At 66.4% G+C, this 22,421-nt stretch carries 20 protein-coding genes; 14 read left to right on the top strand and 6 right to left on the bottom strand.

Going from position 1 to position 22,421, the window contains the following annotated elements; translation table 11 throughout:
- Both VFC51_19425 and VFC51_19430 read right to left on the bottom strand, forming a co-directional pair.
- Positions 1 to 217: NAD(P)H-quinone oxidoreductase (locus VFC51_19425; protein ID HZT09200.1), on the bottom strand; the 217-nt coding region annotated here is incomplete at its 3' end.
- Positions 218 to 318: 101 nt separating this feature from the next.
- Complete coding sequence (locus VFC51_19430; GenBank protein ID HZT09201.1) at positions 319 to 2,052, bottom strand: ABC transporter substrate-binding protein; 1,734 nt, start codon at positions 2,050 to 2,052, stop codon at positions 319 to 321.
- Between the two features lie 246 nt (positions 2,053 to 2,298).
- On the opposite strand from VFC51_19430, the gene VFC51_19435 reads away from it, so the two are divergent.
- Together VFC51_19435 and VFC51_19440 are read left to right on the top strand one after the other, a co-directional pair.
- Complete coding sequence (locus tag VFC51_19435) at positions 2,299 to 3,120, top strand: universal stress protein (GenBank protein ID HZT09202.1); 822 nt, start codon at positions 2,299 to 2,301, stop codon at positions 3,118 to 3,120.
- Positions 3,121 to 3,163: 43 nt separating this feature from the next.
- The gene (locus VFC51_19440; GenBank protein HZT09203.1) at positions 3,164 to 4,486 is read left to right on the top strand and encodes a class I SAM-dependent methyltransferase; all 1,323 of its coding nucleotides are present in this window, start codon (positions 3,164 to 3,166) and stop codon (positions 4,484 to 4,486) included.
- Positions 4,487 to 4,585: 99 nt separating this feature from the next.
- On the opposite strand, the gene VFC51_19445 is transcribed toward VFC51_19440, so the two are convergent.
- Complete coding sequence (locus tag VFC51_19445) at positions 4,586 to 6,895, bottom strand: xanthine dehydrogenase family protein molybdopterin-binding subunit (protein ID HZT09204.1); 2,310 nt, start codon at positions 6,893 to 6,895, stop codon at positions 4,586 to 4,588.
- Between the two features lie 213 nt (positions 6,896 to 7,108).
- Here VFC51_19445 and VFC51_19450 point away from each other — a divergent pair, with 213 nt between their 5' ends.
- The 3 genes from VFC51_19450 (at position 7,109) to VFC51_19460 (ending at position 11,661) form a co-directional block, all read left to right on the top strand.
- Positions 7,109 to 8,290, top strand: coding sequence for a cation:proton antiporter (locus VFC51_19450; protein HZT09205.1), 1,182 nt, complete (start codon positions 7,109 to 7,111; stop codon positions 8,288 to 8,290).
- A 45-nt stretch (positions 8,291 to 8,335) separates the two neighbouring features.
- Entirely contained in the window at positions 8,336 to 9,742 is a 1,407-nt protein-coding gene (gene nhaD / locus VFC51_19455) for a sodium:proton antiporter NhaD (protein HZT09206.1), read from the top strand.
- 131 nt (positions 9,743 to 9,873) lie between these two features.
- A complete protein-coding gene (locus VFC51_19460; GenBank protein ID HZT09207.1) occupies positions 9,874 to 11,661 on the top strand; it encodes an ATP-binding protein in 1,788 nt (595 codons plus the stop codon).
- Positions 11,662 to 11,709: 48 nt separating this feature from the next.
- Here VFC51_19460 and pstS read toward each other — a convergent pair whose 3' ends face one another.
- Positions 11,710 to 12,900, bottom strand: a complete 1,191-nt coding sequence (pstS, locus tag VFC51_19465) for a phosphate ABC transporter substrate-binding protein PstS (GenBank protein HZT09208.1) — start codon at positions 12,898 to 12,900, stop codon at positions 11,710 to 11,712.
- Between the two features lie 105 nt (positions 12,901 to 13,005).
- Between pstS and pstC the strand changes: the two genes are divergently transcribed.
- The 9 genes from pstC to VFC51_19510 all read left to right on the top strand — a co-directional run bounded on the left by pstC (position 13,006) and on the right by VFC51_19510 (position 20,274).
- A complete protein-coding gene (gene pstC, locus VFC51_19470) occupies positions 13,006 to 14,169 on the top strand; it encodes a phosphate ABC transporter permease subunit PstC (protein HZT09209.1) in 1,164 nt (387 codons plus the stop codon).
- A gap of 3 nt (positions 14,170 to 14,172) precedes the next feature.
- On the top strand, positions 14,173 to 15,015 hold the full coding sequence (gene pstA / locus VFC51_19475) for a phosphate ABC transporter permease PstA (GenBank protein ID HZT09210.1): 843 nt from the start codon (positions 14,173 to 14,175) through the stop codon (positions 15,013 to 15,015).
- 2 nt (positions 15,016 to 15,017) lie between these two features.
- Entirely contained in the window at positions 15,018 to 15,869 is an 852-nt protein-coding gene (gene pstB / locus VFC51_19480; GenBank protein ID HZT09211.1) for a phosphate ABC transporter ATP-binding protein PstB, read from the top strand.
- A 25-nt stretch (positions 15,870 to 15,894) separates the two neighbouring features.
- Positions 15,895 to 16,560 (top strand): phosphate signaling complex protein PhoU, encoded by a 666-nt coding sequence (phoU, locus tag VFC51_19485; GenBank protein HZT09212.1) that lies wholly within the window; start codon positions 15,895 to 15,897, stop codon positions 16,558 to 16,560.
- Positions 16,561 to 16,569: 9 nt separating this feature from the next.
- A complete protein-coding gene (locus tag VFC51_19490; protein HZT09213.1) occupies positions 16,570 to 17,271 on the top strand; it encodes a response regulator transcription factor in 702 nt (233 codons plus the stop codon).
- A 35-nt stretch (positions 17,272 to 17,306) separates the two neighbouring features.
- On the top strand, positions 17,307 to 18,272 hold the full coding sequence (locus VFC51_19495) for an alkaline phosphatase family protein (protein ID HZT09214.1): 966 nt from the start codon (positions 17,307 to 17,309) through the stop codon (positions 18,270 to 18,272).
- 168 nt (positions 18,273 to 18,440) lie between these two features.
- Positions 18,441 to 18,704 (top strand): hypothetical protein, encoded by a 264-nt coding sequence (locus tag VFC51_19500; protein ID HZT09215.1) that lies wholly within the window; start codon positions 18,441 to 18,443, stop codon positions 18,702 to 18,704.
- 240 nt (positions 18,705 to 18,944) lie between these two features.
- Positions 18,945 to 19,358, top strand: coding sequence for an SH3 domain-containing protein (locus VFC51_19505; GenBank protein ID HZT09216.1), 414 nt, complete (start codon positions 18,945 to 18,947; stop codon positions 19,356 to 19,358).
- 169 nt (positions 19,359 to 19,527) lie between these two features.
- Positions 19,528 to 20,274, top strand: a complete 747-nt coding sequence (locus VFC51_19510) for a response regulator transcription factor (protein ID HZT09217.1) — start codon at positions 19,528 to 19,530, stop codon at positions 20,272 to 20,274.
- Between the two features lie 41 nt (positions 20,275 to 20,315).
- Here VFC51_19510 and VFC51_19515 read toward each other — a convergent pair whose 3' ends face one another.
- Positions 20,316 to 21,572, bottom strand: a complete 1,257-nt coding sequence (locus tag VFC51_19515; GenBank protein HZT09218.1) for an ABC transporter permease — start codon at positions 21,570 to 21,572, stop codon at positions 20,316 to 20,318.
- Positions 21,573 to 21,591: 19 nt separating this feature from the next.
- Positions 21,592 to 22,320: an ABC transporter ATP-binding protein gene (locus VFC51_19520; GenBank protein HZT09219.1), complete on the bottom strand. Its 729-nt coding sequence runs from the start codon at positions 22,318 to 22,320 to the stop codon at positions 21,592 to 21,594.
- Positions 22,321 to 22,421 lie beyond the last annotated feature (101 nt).

Here is a 22,421-nt window from a genome sequence, read left to right on the forward strand (position 1 = left end):
GATTGAGGATGGCCGCCCGGTGCCGCGCCATCTCCGTCTCGTCGCTGCCCGGCTCCGGCTCTTCAATCGGGCGGTCCGGCACCTTGAGGAGGTCGATTTCCGCGCGCTCTTCCTCGCGCGCGCCCTCCGCGATGCACTCCGCAAGGCGCTCGATGACGCCGAATCGACTGTAGTAGACGATGAGAATGCGAATTGTTTTGCTCGGCTCGAACACCATGACGATTCACCACCCTTGAAAGGAATCTCGTCCCTGGGATGCTCGTACTCATCCGCGCCCGAGACTGTATTCCTCGACGCCGCTCGGCTCGATGGGGGGCTTTATGAGCGCCATTTCCACTCGTGAATGTGCAGGAACGTGCCACTGGTGCTCGGCGTCTGGCGAGCCACCGGCCCGACCAACGCGCCAACGAGCGCGTTGGTCTCCGCGTTGTACATCAGCGGGATCACTGGCACCTCTTCGCTGATGATCTTGTCCATCTCCGCGACGTGTTTGATCCGCTCGTCGCGGTCCAATGTGGTGCTATACGCATCGAACGCGGCGTCGTACGCCCGACTACTCCAACCGCCCCGGTTGTTCCCGCGCCAGCGGTTTTCGGGCCGGGGGATCTGCTCGCTGGTGTAATTCACGTGCTGGTAGCCACCGCCCCGGATCTGAAGACCGGGCAGAAGCGCGCGTGTTTGTGGATCGCGGATCTGCGCAGCGGGCACGACCCGCTGGCTGGCGTCGAATCCGGATTTCCGAAGGCTGTCCACGTAGTTGCTCGCCTCGCTTTCGTTCTTCGTGCCTGCGGAGGTCGCCACGCTAAAGCGAACGTTCTCGCCATCGCGCCCGACGAAGAAGCCGTCGGCGCCCCTGGCGTAGCCGGCTTGTTCCATAAGCTGCTGCACGGCGCGAGGGTCGAAATCGTGCTTGCGAATCACCTTCTCGATCTCGGAATAGTACGCCTCACGCGGCGAGGTCAGCGTCTGTGTCGGTAGGCTCTTGCCGGCGGCGAGCACTTCCACAGCGCTGGTCACGTCCAATCCGAACGCGATGGCGCTCCGAACTTGGACGTCCAGCAGTGCAGGCGTCTCCACCACATCCGGCCGCAGCTGAACCACGGCGGCGCGAAGCGAGACGGGCGAGTAGAGCACTGTGCCACCGCCGCGCTCGGGGAGCTGCTGCTCGAGCGTCTGACCGTCCGTGACCGATAGGATGAAGTCACTGATGAAGTGGATTTCGCCGGAAAGGAGATTCGCGACGGCGGTCTGGGGGTCCGGAATGATGCGAAGCTCGATACGGTCGATTTTGGGTCGTCCGAATACGTAACCGTCGAACGCGCCTGCGCTGATGGATGAGCCGGGCTCGATCGATTCGACGCGATATGGGCCGAGCCCGACATATTCCGAGGTCCAAAACGGCATCGCAATGAACGCTTCCGGGTCGAGATTTGCGAACGGCTCCTGAAGGACGTGCTCGGGCAATGCCTGAAACCCCACGGTCGTGCCGTCCGTGAGCGCCGCTGCCTCGGGGTATGGCTCCCGCCACCGAATGACGACGGTCCGCGGGTCAGGGGCGCGCACCTCCTCCATCAGACCGATCGGAGGCGTCGTGGCTGCGCCGAGCTGGGGCGATGCGTAGACGCGCCAAGCGAAGACAAAGTCGTCCGCGGAGAGCGGCGTTCCATCGTGCCACGTCAGATTGGGCTTGAGATGATAGCTCGTCTCCATGCGCCCATCCGGGAACACCTTCCAGGTCTCGGTGTTGAGGGCGGGCAGGGCCTCCGCGAGCATTGGCTGCGTGACTCCCTTCTCGTCCTCGTAGTCCAACATGGCGTTGAAGAGGAATAGCGGCGGATCCAGGGCCCCCGAGAAATCGACAAGGTGTTTGGCCGCCAAGCTTGGAAGCTCGCCGCGCAGCGCAATCACCAGAGTTCGCTGCGGCTCAGACTGTTCCGCCTGGCCCCCGCCCGCGGGCTGCCGACCGGCGGAACCTGGACCCGAGGCGGTGCATGCGAGGAGCGGGAGGAGCACCAACAGTACCGCGGGAGTGGCGAAAGCGTTTGGTTTCATGACGGGCAACTCCAATCAAGGAACTGCTGCGATGGCCACCAGGGATCACACTCGTCCCCACTAGCATAGGTCTCGCTGGCGAATCATGCCAGCGCTTGATCGAGCGATTGACGGTGTCGGGGGCACTGCATAGACTGCCGAACATCGTGATCCATGAAGCGCTGGGGCAAGTGTCGCGGGGCTCTGTGGCCGGCGGGTGCCCGGACGCTCCGGCGCACAAGTGGCCGGCCATGCCGGGAGGAATGAATGATCCAGAAGGTGCTCGCCCCATCGGACGGCTCGGAAGAGAGCGAAAAGGCGCTGCCGCTAGCGGAGCAGATCGCCCGAGCGAACGACGCCGAGCTGGTGCTGGTTTGCGTCATTGACAACCCCGGGTTTCCCGCCCGTCCCGGCGCGACCGACGAGGCGATCGAGAAAGAAGCCGCGGCCCATATGGCCGAGACCGAGGCGCGGATTCGCGCCGGGGGGACCCGCGTGCGCGCCATTCTGGAGCGCGGGCCCGCCGCGGCGATGCTCCTGGACCGCGAGGCCGCGGAAGCGCCAGACTTGGTCGTCATGGCCACGCACGGCCGCTCCGGGCTCGCACGCTTCGCCCTTGGGAGCGTGACGGACCGAATGGTCCGCGAGGGATCCGCGCCGGTCCTCATCGTCCGCCGCTCGACACCCGCGTCGACGAGACTGGAGAACGCCCTCGTCATGCTCGATGGCTCGGGATTCGGGGAGGGGGCGCTCGCCCTCGCGCGCAGCCTGGCGGGGGCGCCGCTTCGAGCCGTGACGTTGTTTCGAGCGGTCGCCGACCCGCGCGACCGGAGCGCCGCGCAGACGTATCTCGACGGCGCGGCTGGGAGTCTCAAGGGTAGCGGCGTGGAGACGAGGACGGCGATCGACGTCGGAGACCCGCGATTCGTGACAGAGCGGGCGGCCAAGGGGCATGATCTGGTGATCCTCGCAACCCACGGCCGCGGCGGCTTCGACCGCTGGCGGCACGGCAGCGTCGCCGATTACATCGTCCGCCAGCTCGAGCAGCCCGTCCTGCTGGTCCGCGCGCGGGACGATCGCGTCAGCTAGCGACGGCGTACGCGCAAACAACACCTGGAGGCCAGCGCTGCAGATGGCAGACGTGTCTCGCGGGATCCCTCTCGCCAATCGATTGGAGCTGCTCCTGGACCGGCTCGGCGTCCAGGCGGCGCACTTCTGCGCCCGCGCGCCGCAGGATCTGCAGGGGCTGATCCACTCGGCTCCGCAGCGCATCGCCTCCCTCACCCTCGTCGGGGCCAACGCCCGACCTGAGGCGCTCGCGACGGTCGGCCGCGGGCTCCACTGGATCACTGGCGATGGGGGATCCATCGGCGCGGTCATGGCGCCGCGCCTCGCGTCGGCAAACGTCGGCGAGGTCACCGTGCTTCGGGGATACGACGAGTACCAGTGGAGCGACACCATCGCCGATCGGGCGGACGAGGTCTTCGCGGCCATTGCCGCGTTCTGGGAGCGGGTGAGCGGCACGCCCGCGCCGCGGGCCATCACGAGGGACGAGGAAGGGGATGTCGCGGAGCTGTCCTACACCGCCCGAGGGAGCGGCCCGCCCGTGGTCCTGCTCCCGCTGGGTCTCGCCGCGCACCAGTGGGACGCGCTACTCGCCCGGCTGCACGGGGGATTTTGCACGGTCGTGCTGGGTGGCGCGCACCTTTCGCCGGTCAAGATGTTGGAGGCGCGCGGCGCCAGCGACTACGGCCGCGTCGCGCTCGGCATTCTCGATCTCGCCGGGCCGCGCGCTGGCGAATCGCTCATCGAGGTCGGGTGCGGCTCGGGCGCGCTCCTCCGTCGGATCGCCCGTGGCTATGCGCTCGGCCGGACCGTTGGGCTGGACGTCAATCGCTACCTGCTCCACGAGGCGGAGGCGCTGGTCCATCGGGACGGCCTCGCCGAGCGCATCGCGCTCCGTGAGGGCTCGGCGGAGGCCATCCCCTTCCCCGACGCGCGCTTCGACGTGGTCTTCACCAGCACCGTGATGGAAGAAGTCGACGCCGATCGGATGATGGCGGAGCTGGCGCGCATCGCGAAGCCAGGCGGCCGCGTCGCGGTCGTCGTGCGCGCGGTGGACCGGGGCTCCTGGACGAACGCCGATCTGCCCGAACCGCTGCGCACGAGGATCGAGAGCTCGGGCGGGGGAGGCATGGACGAGCGCGGCTGCGCCGACGCGAGCCTCTATCGCCGGATGTACGAGGTGGGCCTCACAGATGTCCAGGGAGGGCCCGCGTGGGCCTGGACGCGGCCGGGCGACGGCTGGTGGGAGCAGATCGACGCGCAGATTCGCTCGCGCCTCGACGCGGAGGCCGCGGAGGCGTGGACGAAATCGATCGCGTCGAGCGTGGCCCGCGGCTTCCCGGTCTGGGTGGCCCGCCCGTTCCACTGCGCCGTCGGAACGAAGGGGTGAGCGTTCAGCTGCCCCCACCCCCACCCTCCCCCGCTTCGACGGGGGAGGGAGCTCACGAATGCGCCTCGCCCCTCGCCGGGGGAGAGGCCGGGCGCGCCGTCAGGCGCGGCCGGGTGAGGGGGCCGACGCGCTGTTTCCCCGCGCATCCTCCAGGGCGCGATACACGCGCTCCGGCGTGATGGGCAGCTCGCGAATGCGCACGCCGACGGCGTCGCGCACGGCGTTGGCGATTGCCGCGGCGACGGCGCTGTTGTTTGTCTCGCCCACGGACTTCGCGCCGAACGGCCCGGGGCCCGCCTCGGGCGGAAGCAGCACGGTGCGGAGGCGCGGAATGTCCATCTGCGTGGGGAGCTTGTAGTCCGCAAGGCTCCCCGCGACGATCCTGCCGCCGTCGACCAACAGCTCCTCCATCATGGCGTTACCAAAGCCGTAGACGAATCCGCCATCGAGCTGGCCCTGGTATGCGATGGGATTGATCACCGTGCCCGGATCGATGGCCAGCACCGCCTCGATCGGCTGCACGGCGCCCGTCGCCGGGTCGACCTCCACCTCGATGACGTACCCGTAGAAGCTCACGCCATCCGGCCGATCCTCGCGGTTGACGGCGCTGTCGAACTCACCCTTCGCCTCAACCGCGCCTCCGCGCAAAATTTGCTCTGCCACCGACTCGAACGGCGCCGACTCGCCCCCGTCGGCGACGAAACGCCCACCCTCGATCCGCACCTGGCCGGCCGGCCAGCCCATCACCTCGGCCGCCAGCTCCTCCAATTTGCTCTTCAGCAGCGTAGCGCTCCCGATGGTCGCCTGCCCCACGATGTGCGTGACGCGGCTCGACCCGGCGCCGGCGTCGGGCGGCGCTTCCGCGGTGTTGCCGTACCGGACGACGACGCGCTCGGGCTCGACGTTGAGCACCGCGGCCGCCACGCGCCGGACGACGGTGGCTGAGCCGCTGCCCTGGTCTGGCGTTCCGTAGAGGGCTTCGACCTTGCCGCCCGGAATGAGGCGCAGCAGGATCTCGGTCTTCCCCTGGCCGATCCCGTGGTGGCGAATGACGACGCCGCGTCCCCGATTCGGCGGCAGCGGGACCTTCCCCCAGCCCGTCTCCCTGCGCAGCAGCTCGAGTAGCTCCTCGCCCCGCGAGTGGTGGACCGGGTGCCCCGCCGTACTGATGTCCCCGGAGCGGATCACGTTCATCACTCGAAACTCGAGCGGATCGATCCCCATCTCCCGCGCGATGTGGTCGATGTGCTCCTCGCCCGCCAAGTCCGCGATCGTCGCACCGGGCGCGCGCATATGACCGGAGGGCGTCGTGTTGGTGTATACGGTGAAGGTCTTGAGGTCCGTGTGCGCCACGCTGTATGTGTCGAGCGGATCGAACGCGGCGGCGATGTTCGGGCCGGGCATCGGCTTGGCACCGCCGTAGGCCCCGCCGTTGAAGTAGGCGCGCTGCTGATGCGCGAGGAGCCGCCCGTCGCGCGTCACGCCCGTGCGGAGATAGATCCGTGCGTCGTGCCGCGGGCTAGTGTTGGTCAGCTCGTCGGCGTACGTCATCACGGACTTGATCGGACGTCCGGTGGCCTGTGCGAGAAAGAAACACGGAAACTCCTCGATGGTGTGACCCTTACCGCCGAAGTCGCCCCCGATGAACATCGAGTCGACGACGATCCGCTCTTCCGGGGTCCCCGTCGCGATGGAAAGCTGATGGCGAAGGGAGAACGGAGCCTTATTGGTGGACCGAACGTGCACAGTTCCGTCGCGCTCGACCCACACGACGCAGGCGTGGGGCTCGATGTAGCCTTGATGCTGCCGCGGACCCACGTAGACGTCCTCGAAGATTCGATCCGCTCGCTCGAAGACGCGCTCGATCTCTCCTTCGCCCTTGTGCGCCTCGAGATAGCCCTGCAGGTTGGGGTGGGGCCGCGGGGGACGCTCGCCGCCGAGGTAGTAGTAGCCTTCCGGGTTCGGGTGGAGGATCGGAGCGCCGTCCCGGAGGGCCTCCTCCGGATCGAACACCGCCGGCAGCTCCTCGTACTCGACGTGGATGAGACGCACGGCTTCCTCGGCCGCCTCACGCGTCTCCGCCGCGACCGCGGCGATGCGCTCGCCGATGTACAGCACGCGGTCGTACGCCAGGACCGGCCAGTCGTAGAGAAAGCGCCCGAAGCGCCGCGGGCCGACGTCGCGGCCGGTAATGACGGCGTGGACGCCCGGAACCTTCTTCGCGGCCTCGGTCTCGACGTGCAGGATCCGCGCGTGCGGGTATGCGCTCGTCGCGAATTTTGCCCACAGGGTGCCCGGGAGCTGCAGATCCCCCGTGTATTGGGCGCGACCGCTCACCTTTAGCGGTCCCTCGATCCGGTACTCGGGCTCGCGCAGAACCTCGTCGATCTCAGGGGTAACATGGAACATCGATCGTTCTCCGGCGCACGCTCTCGTCGCGATTGTATCCGGAGCTCGGCCGACCGGAGCACGGCAGTATACTTAGGAAACTGGGCGATGGATCCCGCCCGGATACCCGCGTATCCGAATCGCCAACCGGCTGATGGCTCCTGGTAGCACCAAACACTGGCGCGCCAGGAGTCTCTTTGTGCGCCAGGCTTGCCGATATATGGGGAGGATAGTGTGGACAGCCAGTGGTCGGTCGCGGCGCTGTGGATGGGGCTCGCCCTGGTCGCGAGCCTGGTTTCGATCCGCATCGGTGTTTCCGTGGCGCTGGTCGAAATCCTGGTCGGCGTGGTGGGCGGAAACTTTCTCGGCCTGCACACGACGCCGTGGATCGACTTCATCGCCAGCTTTGGGTCCGTTCTGCTGACGTTTCTGGCTGGCGCCGAGATCGACCCAGCATCCCTTCGGCGCCACTGGAAGCCAAGTATCGTGATCGGCGCAATCTCCTTCGCGGCGCCCTTCGCGGCCGCCTGGGCGTTCACGGAGCTGGTGGCCGGCTGGGACCGGTCGGCGGCGCAAATCGCCGGCGTCGCCCTCTCGACGACGTCGGTGGCCGTTGTCTACGCGGTCATGGTCGAGACTGGCCTCAACCAAACGGAGATCGGCAAGCTGATCCTCGCCGCCTGCTTCGTCACCGACCTCGGAACAGTCGTCGCCCTCGGCGTCATCTTCGCCAACTTCAATGCCTGGATGGCCCTCTTTGCAGTGGTCACGGTGCTCGTCCTGCTGATCCTTCCGCGCGTCATGCGTCTTGTGTCTGCACGGCTCGGCGCGCGGGTGTCGGAGCCGGAGGTGAAGTTCCTCTTTCTCACGCTCTTCGGGCTCGGCGCGCTGGCCTCGGCGGCCAAGAGCGAAGCCGTGCTTCCCGCCTACCTCGTCGGCCTGGTGGTCGCGGGCGTGTTCGTGAACGATAAGACGCTCGTGCACCGACTCCGTTCCATCGCCTTTGGCTTGCTCACGCCCTTCTACTTTCTGAAGGCGGGCCTGTTCGTCTCCCTCCCCGCCGTCATCGCCGGCATCGGCCTCATCGCATCGCTGTTCGGGTTGAAGATGGGATCGAAGCTGCTCGGCGTGTGGCCCGTCTCGCGAGCATTTCGCCTCCCGACGGGGAACGCCACGTACACGTCGCTGCTCATGGCGTCGGGCCTCACCTTCGGCACGATCTCGGCCCTCTTCGGCCTCACCAACCACATCATCACCCAGGCGCAATACACGATTCTCGTGACCGTGGTGATCGGAAGCGCCGTCGTCCCGACCATGATCGCCCAGTCGTTCTTCCGACCGAAGGTCGAGAATCCGGAACGGGCGGCGGAGGTCGCGGAGGGCGCTCCAATCCTGCTGGAAACCGTGAATCGGTAGCTGCGCCGCGACCGCGAGGGCTATCTCGCGCCATGGAGGGGGGCCGTGCAGCCCGAGCTGACGGGGCACTGGGCGGGGGTCGCCTCGGTCGCGATCTTCCTACTTGCCTACGCCGCCGTGGTGGGGGAAAAGCGGCTCGGCCTCCATAAGTCGGTTCCCGTGTTGGTGGGCGCGGGTGCGATCTGGGTCCTGACCGGCATTGCCTACGCTCAGCACGGAATCTCCGGCCAAGCATCTGATGCCGCGCTGCACAATGTGCTGGACTACGCCCAGCTCTTTCTGTTTGTTTTGGTGGCGCTGACGTACGTCAACACGGTGAGCGAACGTGGCGTGTTCGACGCGGTTCGCGCGTGGTTGATAAGTCGCGACTTGTCAATGCGAGCGTTGTTTTGGGTCACCGGTCTGCTGGCATTTCTCATGTCTCCGGTCGCGGACAACCTCACCACCGCGCTGGTCCTCGGTTCAATCGCGGTGTCCGTGGGTCAGGGTCGGCCAAGATTCATCAGTCTCGCCTGCATCAATATCGTGGTGGCCGCCAACGCGGGCGGCGTTTTCAGCCCATTTGGTGACGTCACCACCCTCATGGTGTGGCAGAGCGGCACGGTTTCGTTCACCGGCTTCTTTCCGCTAGCCGTTCCCGCGCTCGTCAACTGGCTCGTGCCGGCCGCGATCATGTCCCTGCACGTGGACGATGGCAAGCCCCAGCCGGTCACCGAAAGCGCGGTGCTTGAGGCAGGGGCTCTGACCGTGACGCTCCTGTTCTTCGTGACGATCGCTTTGACGGTGTCGCTTCACAGCTTCCTGCATCTCCCATCGGCAATCGGCATGATGTTCGGTCTGGGCCTGCTCAAGCTCTACAGCTACTCGCTCAACCGCGGCACCGCCCCGCTGCAGATCGACGCGCTGGAGGAGGTCTTTGCCGATGCAAGTGACTCGGAGGTCGACGGCGAGCGCGACATCGAACCTCGTGCGGCCATCAGGCGGGCGCCGAGCCCGAAGCCGTTGCGAACGTTCGAGCTCATGGAGAAGATCGAGTGGGACACGCTGCTGTTCTTCTACGGAGTTGTTCTCGCGGTCGGTGGCTTGAACGCGCTGGGGTATCTCGCCAAGGTGTCGTCTCTACTCTACGGCGGCCTTGGCTCCACTATGGCGAACGTCCTGGTTGGCCTCTTGTCGGCCGTCATCGACAACGTGCCCGTCGTGTTCGCCGTGCTCTCGATGGGCTTGACGATGTCGCAAGGGGAATGGTTGCTCGTCACCCTCACCGCGGGAGTGGGAGGATCCTTGTTGTCTGTCGGGAGCGCGGCCGGCGTCGCGCTCATGGGAATGGCGCGCGCGAATTACACCTTCGGCGCGCACCTGCGATGGAGTTACGTGATCGCCCTTGGATATGCGGCGAGCGTTGGGACGCACATGCTCGTGAATCGAGCACTGTTTGAAGGCCACCCATGAGCGAGGAGGGCGGGGCGGCGGTCGGGCTCGGCATGCTTTCGGGGGATGAACTTCGTTCCGTCGCTGTACACTCCTCCCGGGGACAGGCCATGTACGGCTCATTCAGTCGCCGACGTACATAGATCCCGTCAATGTTCGCCCGACTCCAGACGCGTATCGCGGCGGGCTACATCGGGCTCATTGCGCTCATCCTTCTTGCCCTCGGCGTGTATCTCGTCTGGTTTCTGCGCGCCCACCAGCTTGCCGCGCTGCAAGACCAGCTTCGCCAGCAGGCCGCGCTCGTCTCCGACCTCGCCCTCAACGAGATCGAGACGCACGGGCCATCGGGCCTCGACCCCCTGGCCAAGCGGATCGGCGGCCAAATCGGGTCCAGAATCACCATCATCGCCATCGACGGGACAGTTCTCGGCGACTCCGAAAACGATCCGGCCACGATGGAGAACCACGGCAGCCGCCCAGAAGTGGTGGCGGCGCTTCGAACAGGGGTCGGCCTCAGTCTGCGGCTCAGCGCCACCATGGAGGAGAGCCTCCTGTACGCAGCGGTGCCAATCGCGCCGTCGGGCGGCGCGCCGGTTGGCGTGGCGCGGGTTGCCGTTCCCATGTCGGTCGTCGAGAATGCGCAGCGTCGAACTCTCATCGCGCTAGCTGGCTCCTTCGCCGTCGCGGCGCTACTCGCCGTGGCGCTTGCGATCCTCCTGGCCGGCGTTACAACGTCGCGCATCCGCGCGCTTACGCGGGCTGCCCACCGACTCGCGGCTGGCGGACCGGCCGAGATGAGCCGCGTCGCGGGCGACGACGAGGTCGGCCTCCTGGCGCGAACGCTCGGCGACGTGACGCGGCACTTGAACGCACAGATTCAGGCCGCTGATGCCGACCGCGGCCGGTTGGCCGCGGTGCTGGAGCACATGGGTGATGGGGTCGTCATGGTGGACGGCCAGGGGTGCGTACAGATCCTCAACGCGGCGGCTGGTCGACTCCTCGCCGTCGATCCTGCGGCCGTCGTGCGCCAATCCGTGATCTCCGCGCTGCGCGACCACGAGCTGGCGCAGCTCGTGCAGGACGCGATGGCCGATGGAGATCAAGGCGAGCGGACGACCGTGATCGATCTCTCGCATCCAAGCCATGGGCGATTCGTCCAGGCGAGCGCCGTCGCCATACCGGCCCGCGGGCCCACCGATCCGCGCGTGCTCCTCATCCTGCACGATGTGACGGACGTGCGCCGCGCTGAGGTCGTACGCCGGGAGTTCGTCGCGAACATCTCCCACGAGCTGCGCACGCCGGTCGCCTCCTTAAAGGCGCTGGTCGAGATCCTTCAGGATGGAGCGATCGAGGACCGGTCCGTGGTGCACGAATTTCTGCGTCGGATCGACGTGGAGGTCGACCGCCTCGCCCAGCTCGTGGCGGAGCTACTCGATCTGGCCCGCATCGAGTCGGGGCAGGTGCTGCTTCGCCGGGAGCCCATTCTGCTGAGCGACGTCGCCTCCGCGGCTGCTGAGCGATTGCGGCCGCTGGCGAGCCGGCGGGGCGTCGACCTCTCCATCGATGCATCTGCCGATCTCCCGACCGTTCTCGGCGACGCGGCGCACATGGAGCAAGTGGTCGTCAATCTCGTCCACAACGCGATCAAGTTCACGCCGGCCGGTGGCTCGGTGCGCGTATCGACGAGGGCGCAGGATGGACGAGTCGCGATTGTCGTCGCCGATACAGGCGTCGGCATCAAGCCCGAGGCGCTCCCGCGCCTGTTTGAGCGCTTCTACAAGGGCGAGCCATCTCGGTCCGGCGGCGGCACCGGGCTCGGCCTCGCCATCGCCAAGCACGTGGTCCAGGCGCTCGGCGGCACGATCTCTGCCGCATCTCCCGGCGAGGGGCGGGGCGCCACGTTCACCATCTGTTTTCCGGTGAGCGACGGCGGCTGCTGATCGCGGTTCCTCTCTCCCCTGCCGCGGCGGTGGGCGGGGGTCCGAGCCCTATGGCAGGACCGGCTGCCCGTTGGCCGTGATCTTATGGATGAGCGCCTCAGCCTTTTCCACCGCGTTGGGCGAGAGCGGCGCGTAGAAGAGGTCTGCGCTGAACGTCTGGCCCTGGGTAAGCGCCCATGAGAGGAAGTAGGCGAGGGTTCGGGCCTTCGCGGCGTTGGTCTGGTCCGCGTACACCAGGATCCAGGTAAAGCCCGCGATGGGATACGCCGCCGGATGGGTGGAATTCGTGAGCATGACTTGCATCGTGTCCGGCAGCGACACGCCCTGCATCGCGACCGTCGTCCCGTCCAGGGTCGGCTCCACCCACTCCCCGGCGGCGTTTTGCAGGCTTGCCCACACGAGATTGTTCTGCACCGCGTACGCCAGCTCGACGTATCCAATGGAGCCGGGAAGCTGGGCGACCTGGCCGGCAACCCCGGCGTTTTGCTCGCCGCCCAGGCCCGTGGGCCAATTGACCGACGTCCCGGAGCCGACTCGCTGGGACCACGCCGTGCTGACCTTCGAAAGATAGTCGGTGAAGATGAAGGTCGTGCCCGATCCGTCCGATCGATGGACGACGATGATGTCCTGGCTCGGGAGCGAAAGCCCGGGGTTCGCGCTCGCGATTCGCGCATCGTTCCACTTGGTCACCTCGCCGAGGTAGATCCCGGCGAGCGCGTCAGGAGTGAGCCGGAGCTGGCCACGCTGGAAGCCCTGCAGATTCACGATGATGGCCTCGGCGCCGGCGGTCATCGGGATCATGATCGTGCCCGGCGCCGCGTCGAGCTGCGCTGGCGTCAGAAGGCCGTCGGAAGCGCCGAAGTCGACGGTGTGGTTCGTGTGCTGGCTGATCCCGCCACCTGATCCGATGGCCTGGTAGTTGATCTGCACCCCGCATCGTTGGTGGTACTCGGCGAACCAGCGGGTATACAGGGGCGCTGGAAACGTCGCGCCGGCTCCGGTCAGGCTCGTCGCCGATCCGGCCGGCGGGCACATGGTCAGCGACTGCCCGGAGCTCGTGCTGCTTTCGGCGTCCCCCGGCGCTGCTGCCCCCTGCGCGCCGGTACCGCGTACCGGCGCTGGCGAGCCGCCGGCTTGCGATGGGATCGGTGCGCTCGAGGGCGCGCCGCACGCGACTAGGAGTGCCGCGGCAACGGCGCCGACGAGCAGAATTCGAGCTGTGGGGTGACGCGTGCCCATAGCCAAAAACTCCTCGAAGTGGACCCAGACGAGGTCCTCGCCGCCAGTATAGGCAGTGATGATCAGATCGACGTGACGTTTCGGTCAATGTGAGCGAAAGCTTCCGTGAGCGCAGAGAGAACGTCGAATGCGAGGCTCGTCGCGCCCATGGACGCCTATCTCCGACTTTATCGAAACTTCATCTTCGGCTTATTCACCTTTAGGATCGCCCGGGTATCCTTTGAGCGGGATGATGACAACACCGTACGCGCTCAGCAGGGAACGGCGATTCGCCTCGTAAACCCGATCGACACGCGGCTCACCGCCGCTCGAGGCGCGCGAGCCACGGGACCCCTTGCCCGGGCGCTTGCGCCCGCCGTCGGTCTCCAGGACGCCCTCTTTCACGGCGCGGCGAGCGTCATGGGGCTCCTCATCGTGGTCCTTGCGGCGCTCCTCGTCGCGACGATGCTCGAGCGTGGAATCGATGCCTTCTCGGCGTTTGGCCCCACGTTCGTCGTCACCTCCACGTGGAACCCGGTGGTGGGCGAGTTCGGGGTGCTGCCGGCTATTTACGGCACCATCGTCTCGTCCATGCTGTCGCTCGTCATTGCCGTGCCCGTTGGGATCGGCGCAGCGATCTTCATCGTGGAGCTGGTCCCCAGGTGGGTCGCAGAGCCGGTGTCCTTCATCATCGAGATGTTGGCCGCCATCCCCAGCGTTATCATCGGTCTGTGGGGGCTGTACGTCGTGGTGCCCATCGTGCGTCAGATCGAGGCGTTCGTCGGGCCGCGCCTCAGCTTCATCCCGCTGTTCACCGGCCCCGCGTACGGGATCGGCCTGCTCGCCGCGTCTCTCGTGCTGGCGATCATGGTGCTCCCAATCCTGACGGCGGTGACGCGCGATGTGCTCCGGGCGGTGCCAAGCTCGCAGCGAGAAGGCATGCTGGCGCTCGGGGCGACGCGGTGGGAGACGATTACCCGCGTGGTTCTGCCATTCGGGCGCCAGGGCATCGCCGGCGCGATCATCCTCGCGCTGGGGCGGGCGCTGGGCGAGACGCTCGCGGTCAGCATGGTGATCGGGAACCAGTTCAAGATCAGCGGCTCGCTCTTTGCGCCCGCTACGACGCTCTCGAGCCTCATCGCGACCCAGTTCCGCGAGGCTGACAACCCCCTGTACGTCTCCGCCCTCATCGCGGCGGGATTCGTTCTCTTCTGCACGACGATCGTCGTGAACGTCATAGCGCGCCTCCTGGTGTGGCGGCTCTCCCGCGTGCCGGGCGGAAGGAGTTAGCGGGTGTACGAGATCGCGCTGAGGCGCCGAGTCGTCGACCACCTCATGGTCGCGCTGTGCGGGCTTGCGGCGGCGATTGGCGTTGGGGTGCTGGGCGTGCTCCTCATCCATGTTGTCGTGAACGGCGTTTCCGCGCTCACGCCGGCGCTCATCACGAGCCTCCCCACGCCGCTGGGAGTCGAAGGCGGAGGCATCGCCCACGCCATTATCGGCAGCGCCATCATCGTCGGGATCGCATGCGTCGTCGGGATCCCGCTCGGCGTTGGGGCGGGCGTGTACCTCGCCGAGTACGCGGGGCCGCGCGCGGGCGCGCTGGTGCGGTTCACGGCGGACGTGATGACCGGGGTCCCCAGCATCGTGGTCGGCATCTTCGGATTCGCCCTTATCGTGACGCGGACCGGCGCCTTTTCTGCCCTGGCGGGGTCCTTCTCCCTCGCCGTCATCGCCATCCCCATCGTGGCGCGGACCACCGAGGAGGTCTTCCATCTCGTTCCCCTGGAGCTGCGCGAAGCATCGCTGGCCCTTGGCATCAGACGGTGGCGGACGATCTCCAGCGTCGTGCTCCCCACCGCGTCGGCCGGTGTCATCACCGGGGCTATGCTGGCGCTGGCGCGCATGGCCGGCGAGACGGCGCCGCTGATCTTCACGACGCTGGGAAACAACTTCTGGAACGTCGACCCCACGCGGCCGACGGCGGCCATGACCCTCACGATCTTTCAGTACGCGATCTGGCCATACGCCTACCTCCAGCGGCAGGCATGGGCGGCGTCGCTCCTGTTGCTGCTCGTCATCCTTGTCCTCAACGTCGCCGTGCGGCTCACGTACCGGAGCTATCGAGGGAGCTGATCATGACCCAGCCTGCTGTCCGCCCGTGGTCCGCGCCGACCGTCGCGCCCCCGACTCCCCGCGCCGGCTCGCGCGCAGAGGACGCCATCAGCATCGACATCCGCCATCTCTCGGCCTGGTACGGCAAGAAGCAGGCGCTCGACGACATTTCGCTCGGGATCTTCGAGCGGCAGGTGACTGCGATCATCGGCCCGTCGGGATGTGGGAAGACCACCCTCATTCGGTGCCTCAATCGCATGCACGAAGTTGCGCCCCAGGCGCGGGTCGAGGGAGAGGTCGAGTTCGAGGGCCGGGACATCTATGATCCGTCCGTCGACCCGACCGCGCTGCGCCGCGCTGTCGGCATGGTCTTTCAGCGGCCCAACCCGTTCCCCACGATGTCGATCTTCGACAACGTGGTCTCCGGCGTTCGGCTCGTCGGGGGGACACGGCGTGGTAGTCTTCAAGAGATCGCCGAGCGAAGTCTGCGTCGGGCGGCCCTGTGGGACGAGGTGAAGGATTCGCTGAAGCGGTCGGCAATCGGCCTCTCCGGGGGGCAGCAACAGCGCCTGTGCATCGCGCGGGCGCTGGCGGTCGAGCCGCGGGTCCTCCTGATGGACGAGCCGTGCTCGGCGCTCGATCCGATTGCGACCCTGCGCATCGAAGAGCTGATTCGCTCGCTTCAGGAAGAGATCACCATTGTGATCGTCACGCACAACATGCAGCAGGCCGCGCGCGTGTCCGATCGCACCGCGTTCATGCTGGCAGGGGAGGAGCGAATCGGCAGGCTCATCGAGGTCGGCCCAACGTCTCTGATCTTCACGAACCCGCAGGACCATCGGACCGAGGACTACATCACGGGCCGGTTCGGATAGGGACAGGGCGGCCACGGAGGCGCACATGCGGACACGAAGCACGTTTGATCGCGAGATCAAGCTCCTCGAAGACGAGCTGCTCGCCGCGGGCAGCATGGTCGAGAAGCAGATCGAGCGCGCCATGATCGCCCTGCGAAACCTGGATCACAATCTCGCGCGGCGCGTGATCGATCAAGACGCCGAGATCGACCGCCTCCGCTACACGATCGAGGAGCTGGCGATCCAGATCATCGCGACGCAGCAACCCATGGCGTCCGATCTCCGGGTCATCATCGCCGCGCTCAGCATGATCGTGGACATGGAGCGGATGGGTGATCATGCCGAAGGTATCGCCAAGATCGTCCTCATGCACGCGGACCAGCCGCTCTTGAAGCCCCTGGTAGATCTGCCGCGCATGGCCGAGATCGCGACCGGCATGCTCCGGCGCTCGCTGGACGCCTTTGTCGCGCGCGACGTCGAGGGTGCCCGCCGGGTAATGGCGCAGGACGATGAGATCGACTCCCTCTACGACCAGGTCTATCGCGAGCTGCTGACCTATATGTTGAACGACCCGCGCACGATCGACCGCGCGACGTGGCTCCTCTGGGCCGCGCACAACCTCGAACGCATCGCCGACCGCGCGACCAACATCGCGGAGCGCGTCATTTTCCTGGTCACCGGACACATGGAGGACGCGAACGCGCAGCGTTAGGCATCCTTGATGCAGATCCTCGTCGTCGACGACGAGCCGAGCCTCGTCCAAACCATCGCCTATGCACTCCGAAAGGAGGGCTACGAGGTGGTGACCGCGGCCGACGGGGCGGTTGGCCTGGAGATCGTTCGGCAGAGCCAGCCCAACCTCATCGTCCTGGACCTCATGCTCCCCGGTGTCGACGGACTCGAGGTGTGTCGACGAATTCGGCGCGTCAGCTCAGTGCCGATCATCATGCTGACCGCACGGGCTGAGGAAGTGGATCGCGTCATCGGCCTGGAGGTGGGCGCCGACGATTACCTCACCAAGCCCTTCAGCGTGCGCGAGCTCGTGGCGCGGATCCGCGCGCAGCTTCGGCGGTACGAGCTGGTCCGCGAGGAGGTGACCTCGAGCGGGGGTGACCTATCGACTCCCGACGTGCTGGACGCGGGCAACCTGCACATCGACGTCCGCGCCCACCGGGTAACCCGGGACGACGAGCTGATCCCCCTCACGCCCAAGGAGTTCGACCTCTTGATCGCCCTCGTTCGCAATCGTGGCAAGGTCCTCTCGGCCGCCCGACTCTTGGAAACCGTCTGGGGGTACACCGACCCAGACACGCGCACCGTCACCGTCCACATCCGGAGTCTGCGCAGCAAGATCGAGGCGGACCCGTCGAACCCGACGCGTATCGAGACGGTGCGCGGGGTCGGCTACCGATATCGAAAGTAGCTGGTGGCGTGCGTTCGTCGACTCGGGCTGTCCGCATGCGCTTCGCGCTTGCGTTCGCCATCCTTCCACTTATCGCGGCTGTCGTGGTCGGCGCGATGTCTCGGGCGACCAATGGAGGATCAGGGCAACGCAGCGAACGTCCGCAGTACGACCATATCTTCGTGATCGTGGAGGAAAACGAGGAGGCTAGCAGCGTCATCGGCAATGCCAACGCGCCGACGTTCAACCAGTTGGGGCGGCGGTACGGGACCGCCACCAACTATTTCGGCGTCATCCATCCTAGCGAGGGCAACTACGTTGCGCTCACCGATGCGGATGCCCATGGCATTACCGACGATCACTCGTACTCCACACACCAGTTCAACAACCCGTCGCTCGTCAGTCGACTGGAGGCGGCCGGCCTCACGTGGAAGGGCTACTTCCAGAGCCTGCCGAGCCCGGGGTTTACCGGACCGTGCTGGCCCGACTCGTCGCGTTGCCTCTACGCTTCCAAGCACAACGGCTTCATGAACTTCTCGCAGATCTCGGGGAACGCAGCGGAGCTGCAGAAGATAGTCCCAGACACCGTGCTCGTGGACGATCTCGCTCAAGGGACCCTCCCGAATTACAGCTTCATCGTTCCCGACCAGTGCCATGACATGCACGGGCTCGGCATGTGCCCGGACCTCCAGACGAACGTCGCAGTCGCAGACGATTACCTCAAAACGATTGTCGAGGCCATCACGGGGTCTCAAGCCTGGGCCACTGGCCGAAACGCGATCGCCATCACGTTCGACGAAGGCGACTCCAACTTGGGCTGCTGCGACGCCGTCCCGGGTGGCGGCCAGATCCTCACCATCGTGATCACCAACCGTCAGACCGCGCCGATTCAGGATCCGACCCCTTACAATCACTACTCCCTGGTGGCAACCATCGAGAAGGCGTTTGGTGTCCCATGCACGCAGTTCGCCTGCGATACGGCGAACGTCCCGACGATGGACACGCTCTTCGAACTGAACTGAACGCCAGCGAGCCGGGCCATCACCGGCCACTGGAATGCGTTTACCCCTCTGTAACCGCCCATGACCATGTCGGTAGCCGCCGCGCGCCATGATCCAAGCCTGGGGCGAAGCATGGCGCTCGCCACGTCGAGCCCCGCGGCGACAGGCTGGAGGACTATGGAGGAGACCATGAGCGCGTACCAACCAGTCGATCCCTTCCTGCGACTCACCGTGGGCGTGCCGATCTACACGGACGACGGACAGAAGATCGGGACCGTGAAGGAGATCCGCGGACGCAGCTTCAAGGTGCAGACAGGGCTGCTCCAGAGGGATTACTGGCTGTCGGCCGACTGCCTCGATTCCGCGACTGCCGGCGAGCCTGCCATCCTCCGTGTTGCGAAGGATGAGCTGGACCGGTTCAAGGAAGACGAGGCGCCTGAAGCCGCAGCCTAATTGCAGACCCGGGATTTGGCTCACCGTACCGATCCCACCGCGGACTCGGCGACACGGAAACCACGCGTGGCGTACACTTCCGACGGCCGGTGACGGCCTTCCACCGACATCCGAGCACAAAAGGCGCACGCCACGACCGCATCCCCTCCACACAAGCCCAGCGGGACACGCTCACGGACATGGCCGCGGCAGCGGGCGGCGCGCGTGCTTCGGGCCACTCCGCAACAAGGGACGTGGCCGTTGCCGTTCCAACGCGCGTGGAACTGGTTTGACCGTTTGGGCGATCTTCAGACCGCCGCGCTGCTGGTATTCGCGGTGATCGGGCTGGGGTGCTTGAGCGTGCCGCTTTTCTCAATCGGTTTGTCCGAGCCCACGTACTCAGCCACACCAGTGGAAACGATTCGCGCAGCGGCAAGTCCAGCGGCGCCGTTCGCGACGCCGACGGCGCAGGTCGAGGTGCGTGCCAAGACCGCCCCGATCGGCGTGAATCTCCGCCGGGCGCCAAGCCCGAAGGCCGCATTGATCGTCACGCTGCCGCCATCGACAGAGGTCGAGATCCTGGGTGACCCGACCCCAGGGGACGATGGATTGTGGCAGCACGTCCGCACCGGCGACGGCCTGGACGGCTGGATGATCGCGAGCGCGCTGGAGTAACGCGGGCGATCCCGAAAGCGAAATGCAACTGTGATGGCTACACCCTTGACGGAACGAGCGCCCGCGGCCAAAAGTCGTGTGAGGTGATTTCTCCGCGTGCGGCTGCGCCCTCACGCGGAGACGCGGGCAACGCGGCGCGCACGGTTTGGGCGTGAAATGGGGGACGCAAATGGGGCCGAATGAGAGAACGCCGAGCGCACTGATTGGCGTCGTCGACGACGACCCACGAATTCTTCGGCTCCTCCAGCGGAACCTGGAGAGCGGTGGCTACCGCGTCGTGACCGCCAGCTCGGGTGCTGGCGCGCTCGACCTCATGCGCGCCCACCGGCCCGATCTGCTCATCCTCGACCTGCGCATGCCAGGCATGAACGGATGGTCTGTCCTGACCCGCCTGCGGGAGTTCAGCTGGACGCCCGTCATCATCCTCACGGGCATTGACGATGAGCAGGACATCGTAACGGGACTTGAGGCCGGTGCCGACGATTATGTGACGAAGCCCTTTGCCCCGCGCGAGCTGCTTGCACGCGTTTCGGCCGTGCTTCGTCGAGCCCGCCAGGTGCAGGCGGACGTCGCCCCGATGGCGTTCGCTAATGGCGGGCTCGAGATCGACTACGGGACCCGATCCGTGCGCATCGACGGGCGCTCTATTCCCCTCACCGTCACCGAGTACCGGCTTCTCGCCCAGCTCGCCCAGCACGTCGGTCAGATTGTTCTCCAGGAAGATTTGCTCACGCGCATCTGGGGAAAGGGTTACGAGGACGAGGTCCACATTCTGCGCGTGAACATCGCGCGCCTCCGCGCCAAGCTCGGGGAGAGCGCCGACGACGCCCGCTATATCGAGACAAAGCCGGGCGCCGGATACCGGATGCCCAAGTTCGAGCCCGCTCTCGCGGCTTCGGCTTCCGTCCTCGGCTGAGCGATTGCCCTGTTCCCGCGCCGCCGCGGCCTTCGGACCGTCTACTCGTACCGTAGGGCATCGATCGGGTTGAGCCGCGCCGCGCGCAGCGCGGGGTAGATCCCAAAGAACAACCCGACCGCCGCCGACACGCCGACCGCGAGCACCACTGACTCCGGCGCGATCACGCTCGGGATCGCCTGCGTGCCGATGCTCACCTTCCCGACCGCGCGCGATATGCCGATTCCCAGCAGCACGCCAACCGCGCCCCCGGCCACGCTCACGACAACCGCTTCGATGATGAACTGGGCCAGAATGTCTCGGCGGCGGGCGCCGACGGCCTTGCGTATCCCGATCTCGTGGGTCCGCTCGGTCACCGATACCAGCATGATGTTCATGATTCCGATGCCACCGACCGCTAGCGAGATCCCGGCGACCGCGCCAAGAAACGCCGTGAAGAGGCCGGTCACCTGGTTGATCGTCGCAAGAAAATCGCGCTGCGAGCTGATGACGAAGTCATCGGTCGCCACGCGGTGGCGCTGCCGAAGCAGCTCGCCGATGGACTGAATGGCCTGGTCGATCTGCCCCTCGCTGGCGACCTGCACGGTGATCGTTCCCACGAGGTTGCCCGCCTGCATGGAGCGGGACGGGCTCAGGCGAGTCATCACGGTCGTGATGGGCATGAATGCCTGGTCGTCCAGATTCTGAAAGCCACCCCCGCCCTTGGTCTCCATGACTCCGATCACGCGGGCGTTCGTCCCGGATTCGCCGAAGGCGCTGATACGCACCATCTCGCCGATGGGATCGGAATCGCCGAAGAGGTTTTGCGCTACGGTGGCGCCGAGGACGATCACGCTCGACCGCGCGGCGACCTGCGTGTCGTTGATGAATTCCCCGGAGGCAACGTGGAAGTTGCGCACCAACTCGTAGTCCGGCGTGACACCAGCGACGCGGGACCGCCAGTTCTCGCCGTGGGCGATGAATTGCGCAGGCACGTCGCGCTCGGGCGCGACGCCGCTCACGAGCTCTGGCAACTGCTCCCCGATGGCCTGCGCGTCCTCGTAGGTCAGAGTCTGCGCCCCGCCAAATCCGCCCGCGACGTTTGTCTGTTGGCGGGCCTGGCCGGGGCTCACGAAGAGGAGATTGGTGCCCAGGGATTGGACCTGCGCGGTGATCGAGGCCTGCGCTCCCTTGCCGAGAGACATCAGCGCTATCACGGCTGCCACCCCGATGATTACGCCCAGCATCGTCAGCGATCCGCGAAGCTTGTTCGCGGCCAGCGCGCGTACCGCCACGCGAAAGCTTTCGAATAGGCTCATCGATACCCTCTTCGATTCCTCACGCGGCTTCGCGACTCGGAAGGCGCCGGAGCACCTCGTCCGCCTGGACGGGATTCGGCACGACCTCGTCGCTATCGATTCGACCGTCTCGAATCCGCACAATACGTCTGGTGTGCTGGGCGATGTCCGGCTCGTGGGTCACGGCGATGATGGTGATGCCGCGATCCCGATTGAGACGCTGGAGCAGCTCCATGATCTCCTCGCTCGATCGGGTGTCGAGGTTCCCGGTCGGCTCGTCGGCGAGCAGGATCGCGGGGTTGTTGATGAGCGCGCGGGCGATGGCGACGCGCTGCTGCTGGCCACCGGACAGCTCGGCCGGGCGGTGGTGCATGCGATCGCCCAGTCCCACCTCCAAAAGCGCGGCAGCGGCCCGCTGCTTCCGATCGTGCACGCCGGCGTAGATCAGGGGAAGCTCCACCTGCTCGGTGGCGGGGATCCGCGGCAGGAGATTGAATGTTTGAAAGACGAAGCCAATCTTCCGGTTCCGAATGGCCGCCAGCTCGTCGTCGGAGAGGGTGCTCGTCTCGATCCCGTCCAGCTGGTATGACCCGCCCGTTGGCTGGTCCAGGCAGCCAATGATGTGCATGAGAGTCGACTTCCCCGAGCCGGACGGTCCCATGATGGCGAGGAATTCCCCGCGATGGACGTCCAGGTCCACGCCGCGGAGCGCGCGCACGACGTTCTCGCCGAGTCGATATTCCTTCGACAGGCCGCGAATCCGGATCACCGGTGTCTCATTCGCGCCTCGCGCTTGGTCGGCGGGCAAGGGACGGGTCTCAGGCGGGCGCTCCTCACCCCGATCTGGCTTTCTCTCGGTCCCGGTCTCAA

This window comes from Chloroflexota bacterium (genome assembly GCA_035652535.1).
Classification (GTDB): domain Bacteria; phylum Chloroflexota; class UBA6077; order UBA6077; family SHYK01; genus DASRDP01.

What these genes read in the sequence shown, in the direction of transcription:
- VFC51_19430 (HZT09201.1), bottom strand. Translation starts at nt 2,052, where the DNA reads ATGAAACCAAACGCTTTCGCCACTCCCGCGGTACTGTTGGTGCTCCTC.
- VFC51_19435 (HZT09202.1), top strand. Translation starts at nt 2,299, where the DNA reads ATGATCCAGAAGGTGCTCGCCCCATCGGACGGCTCGGAAGAGAGCGAA.
- VFC51_19440 (HZT09203.1), top strand. Translation starts at nt 3,164, where the DNA reads ATGGCAGACGTGTCTCGCGGGATCCCTCTCGCCAATCGATTGGAGCTG.
- VFC51_19445 (HZT09204.1), bottom strand. Translation starts at nt 6,895, where the DNA reads ATGTTCCATGTTACCCCTGAGATCGACGAGGTTCTGCGCGAGCCCGAG.
- VFC51_19460 (HZT09207.1), top strand. Translation starts at nt 9,874, where the DNA reads ATGTTCGCCCGACTCCAGACGCGTATCGCGGCGGGCTACATCGGGCTC.
- pstS (HZT09208.1), bottom strand. Translation starts at nt 12,900, where the DNA reads ATGGGCACGCGTCACCCCACAGCTCGAATTCTGCTCGTCGGCGCCGTT.
- pstB (HZT09211.1), top strand. Translation starts at nt 15,018, where the DNA reads ATGACCCAGCCTGCTGTCCGCCCGTGGTCCGCGCCGACCGTCGCGCCC.
- phoU (HZT09212.1), top strand. Translation starts at nt 15,895, where the DNA reads ATGCGGACACGAAGCACGTTTGATCGCGAGATCAAGCTCCTCGAAGAC.
- VFC51_19490 (HZT09213.1), top strand. Translation starts at nt 16,570, where the DNA reads ATGCAGATCCTCGTCGTCGACGACGAGCCGAGCCTCGTCCAAACCATC.
- VFC51_19495 (HZT09214.1), top strand. Translation starts at nt 17,307, where the DNA reads ATGCGCTTCGCGCTTGCGTTCGCCATCCTTCCACTTATCGCGGCTGTC.
- VFC51_19500 (HZT09215.1), top strand. Translation starts at nt 18,441, where the DNA reads ATGAGCGCGTACCAACCAGTCGATCCCTTCCTGCGACTCACCGTGGGC.
- VFC51_19510 (HZT09217.1), top strand. Translation starts at nt 19,528, where the DNA reads ATGGGGCCGAATGAGAGAACGCCGAGCGCACTGATTGGCGTCGTCGAC.
- VFC51_19515 (HZT09218.1), bottom strand. Translation starts at nt 21,572, where the DNA reads ATGAGCCTATTCGAAAGCTTTCGCGTGGCGGTACGCGCGCTGGCCGCG.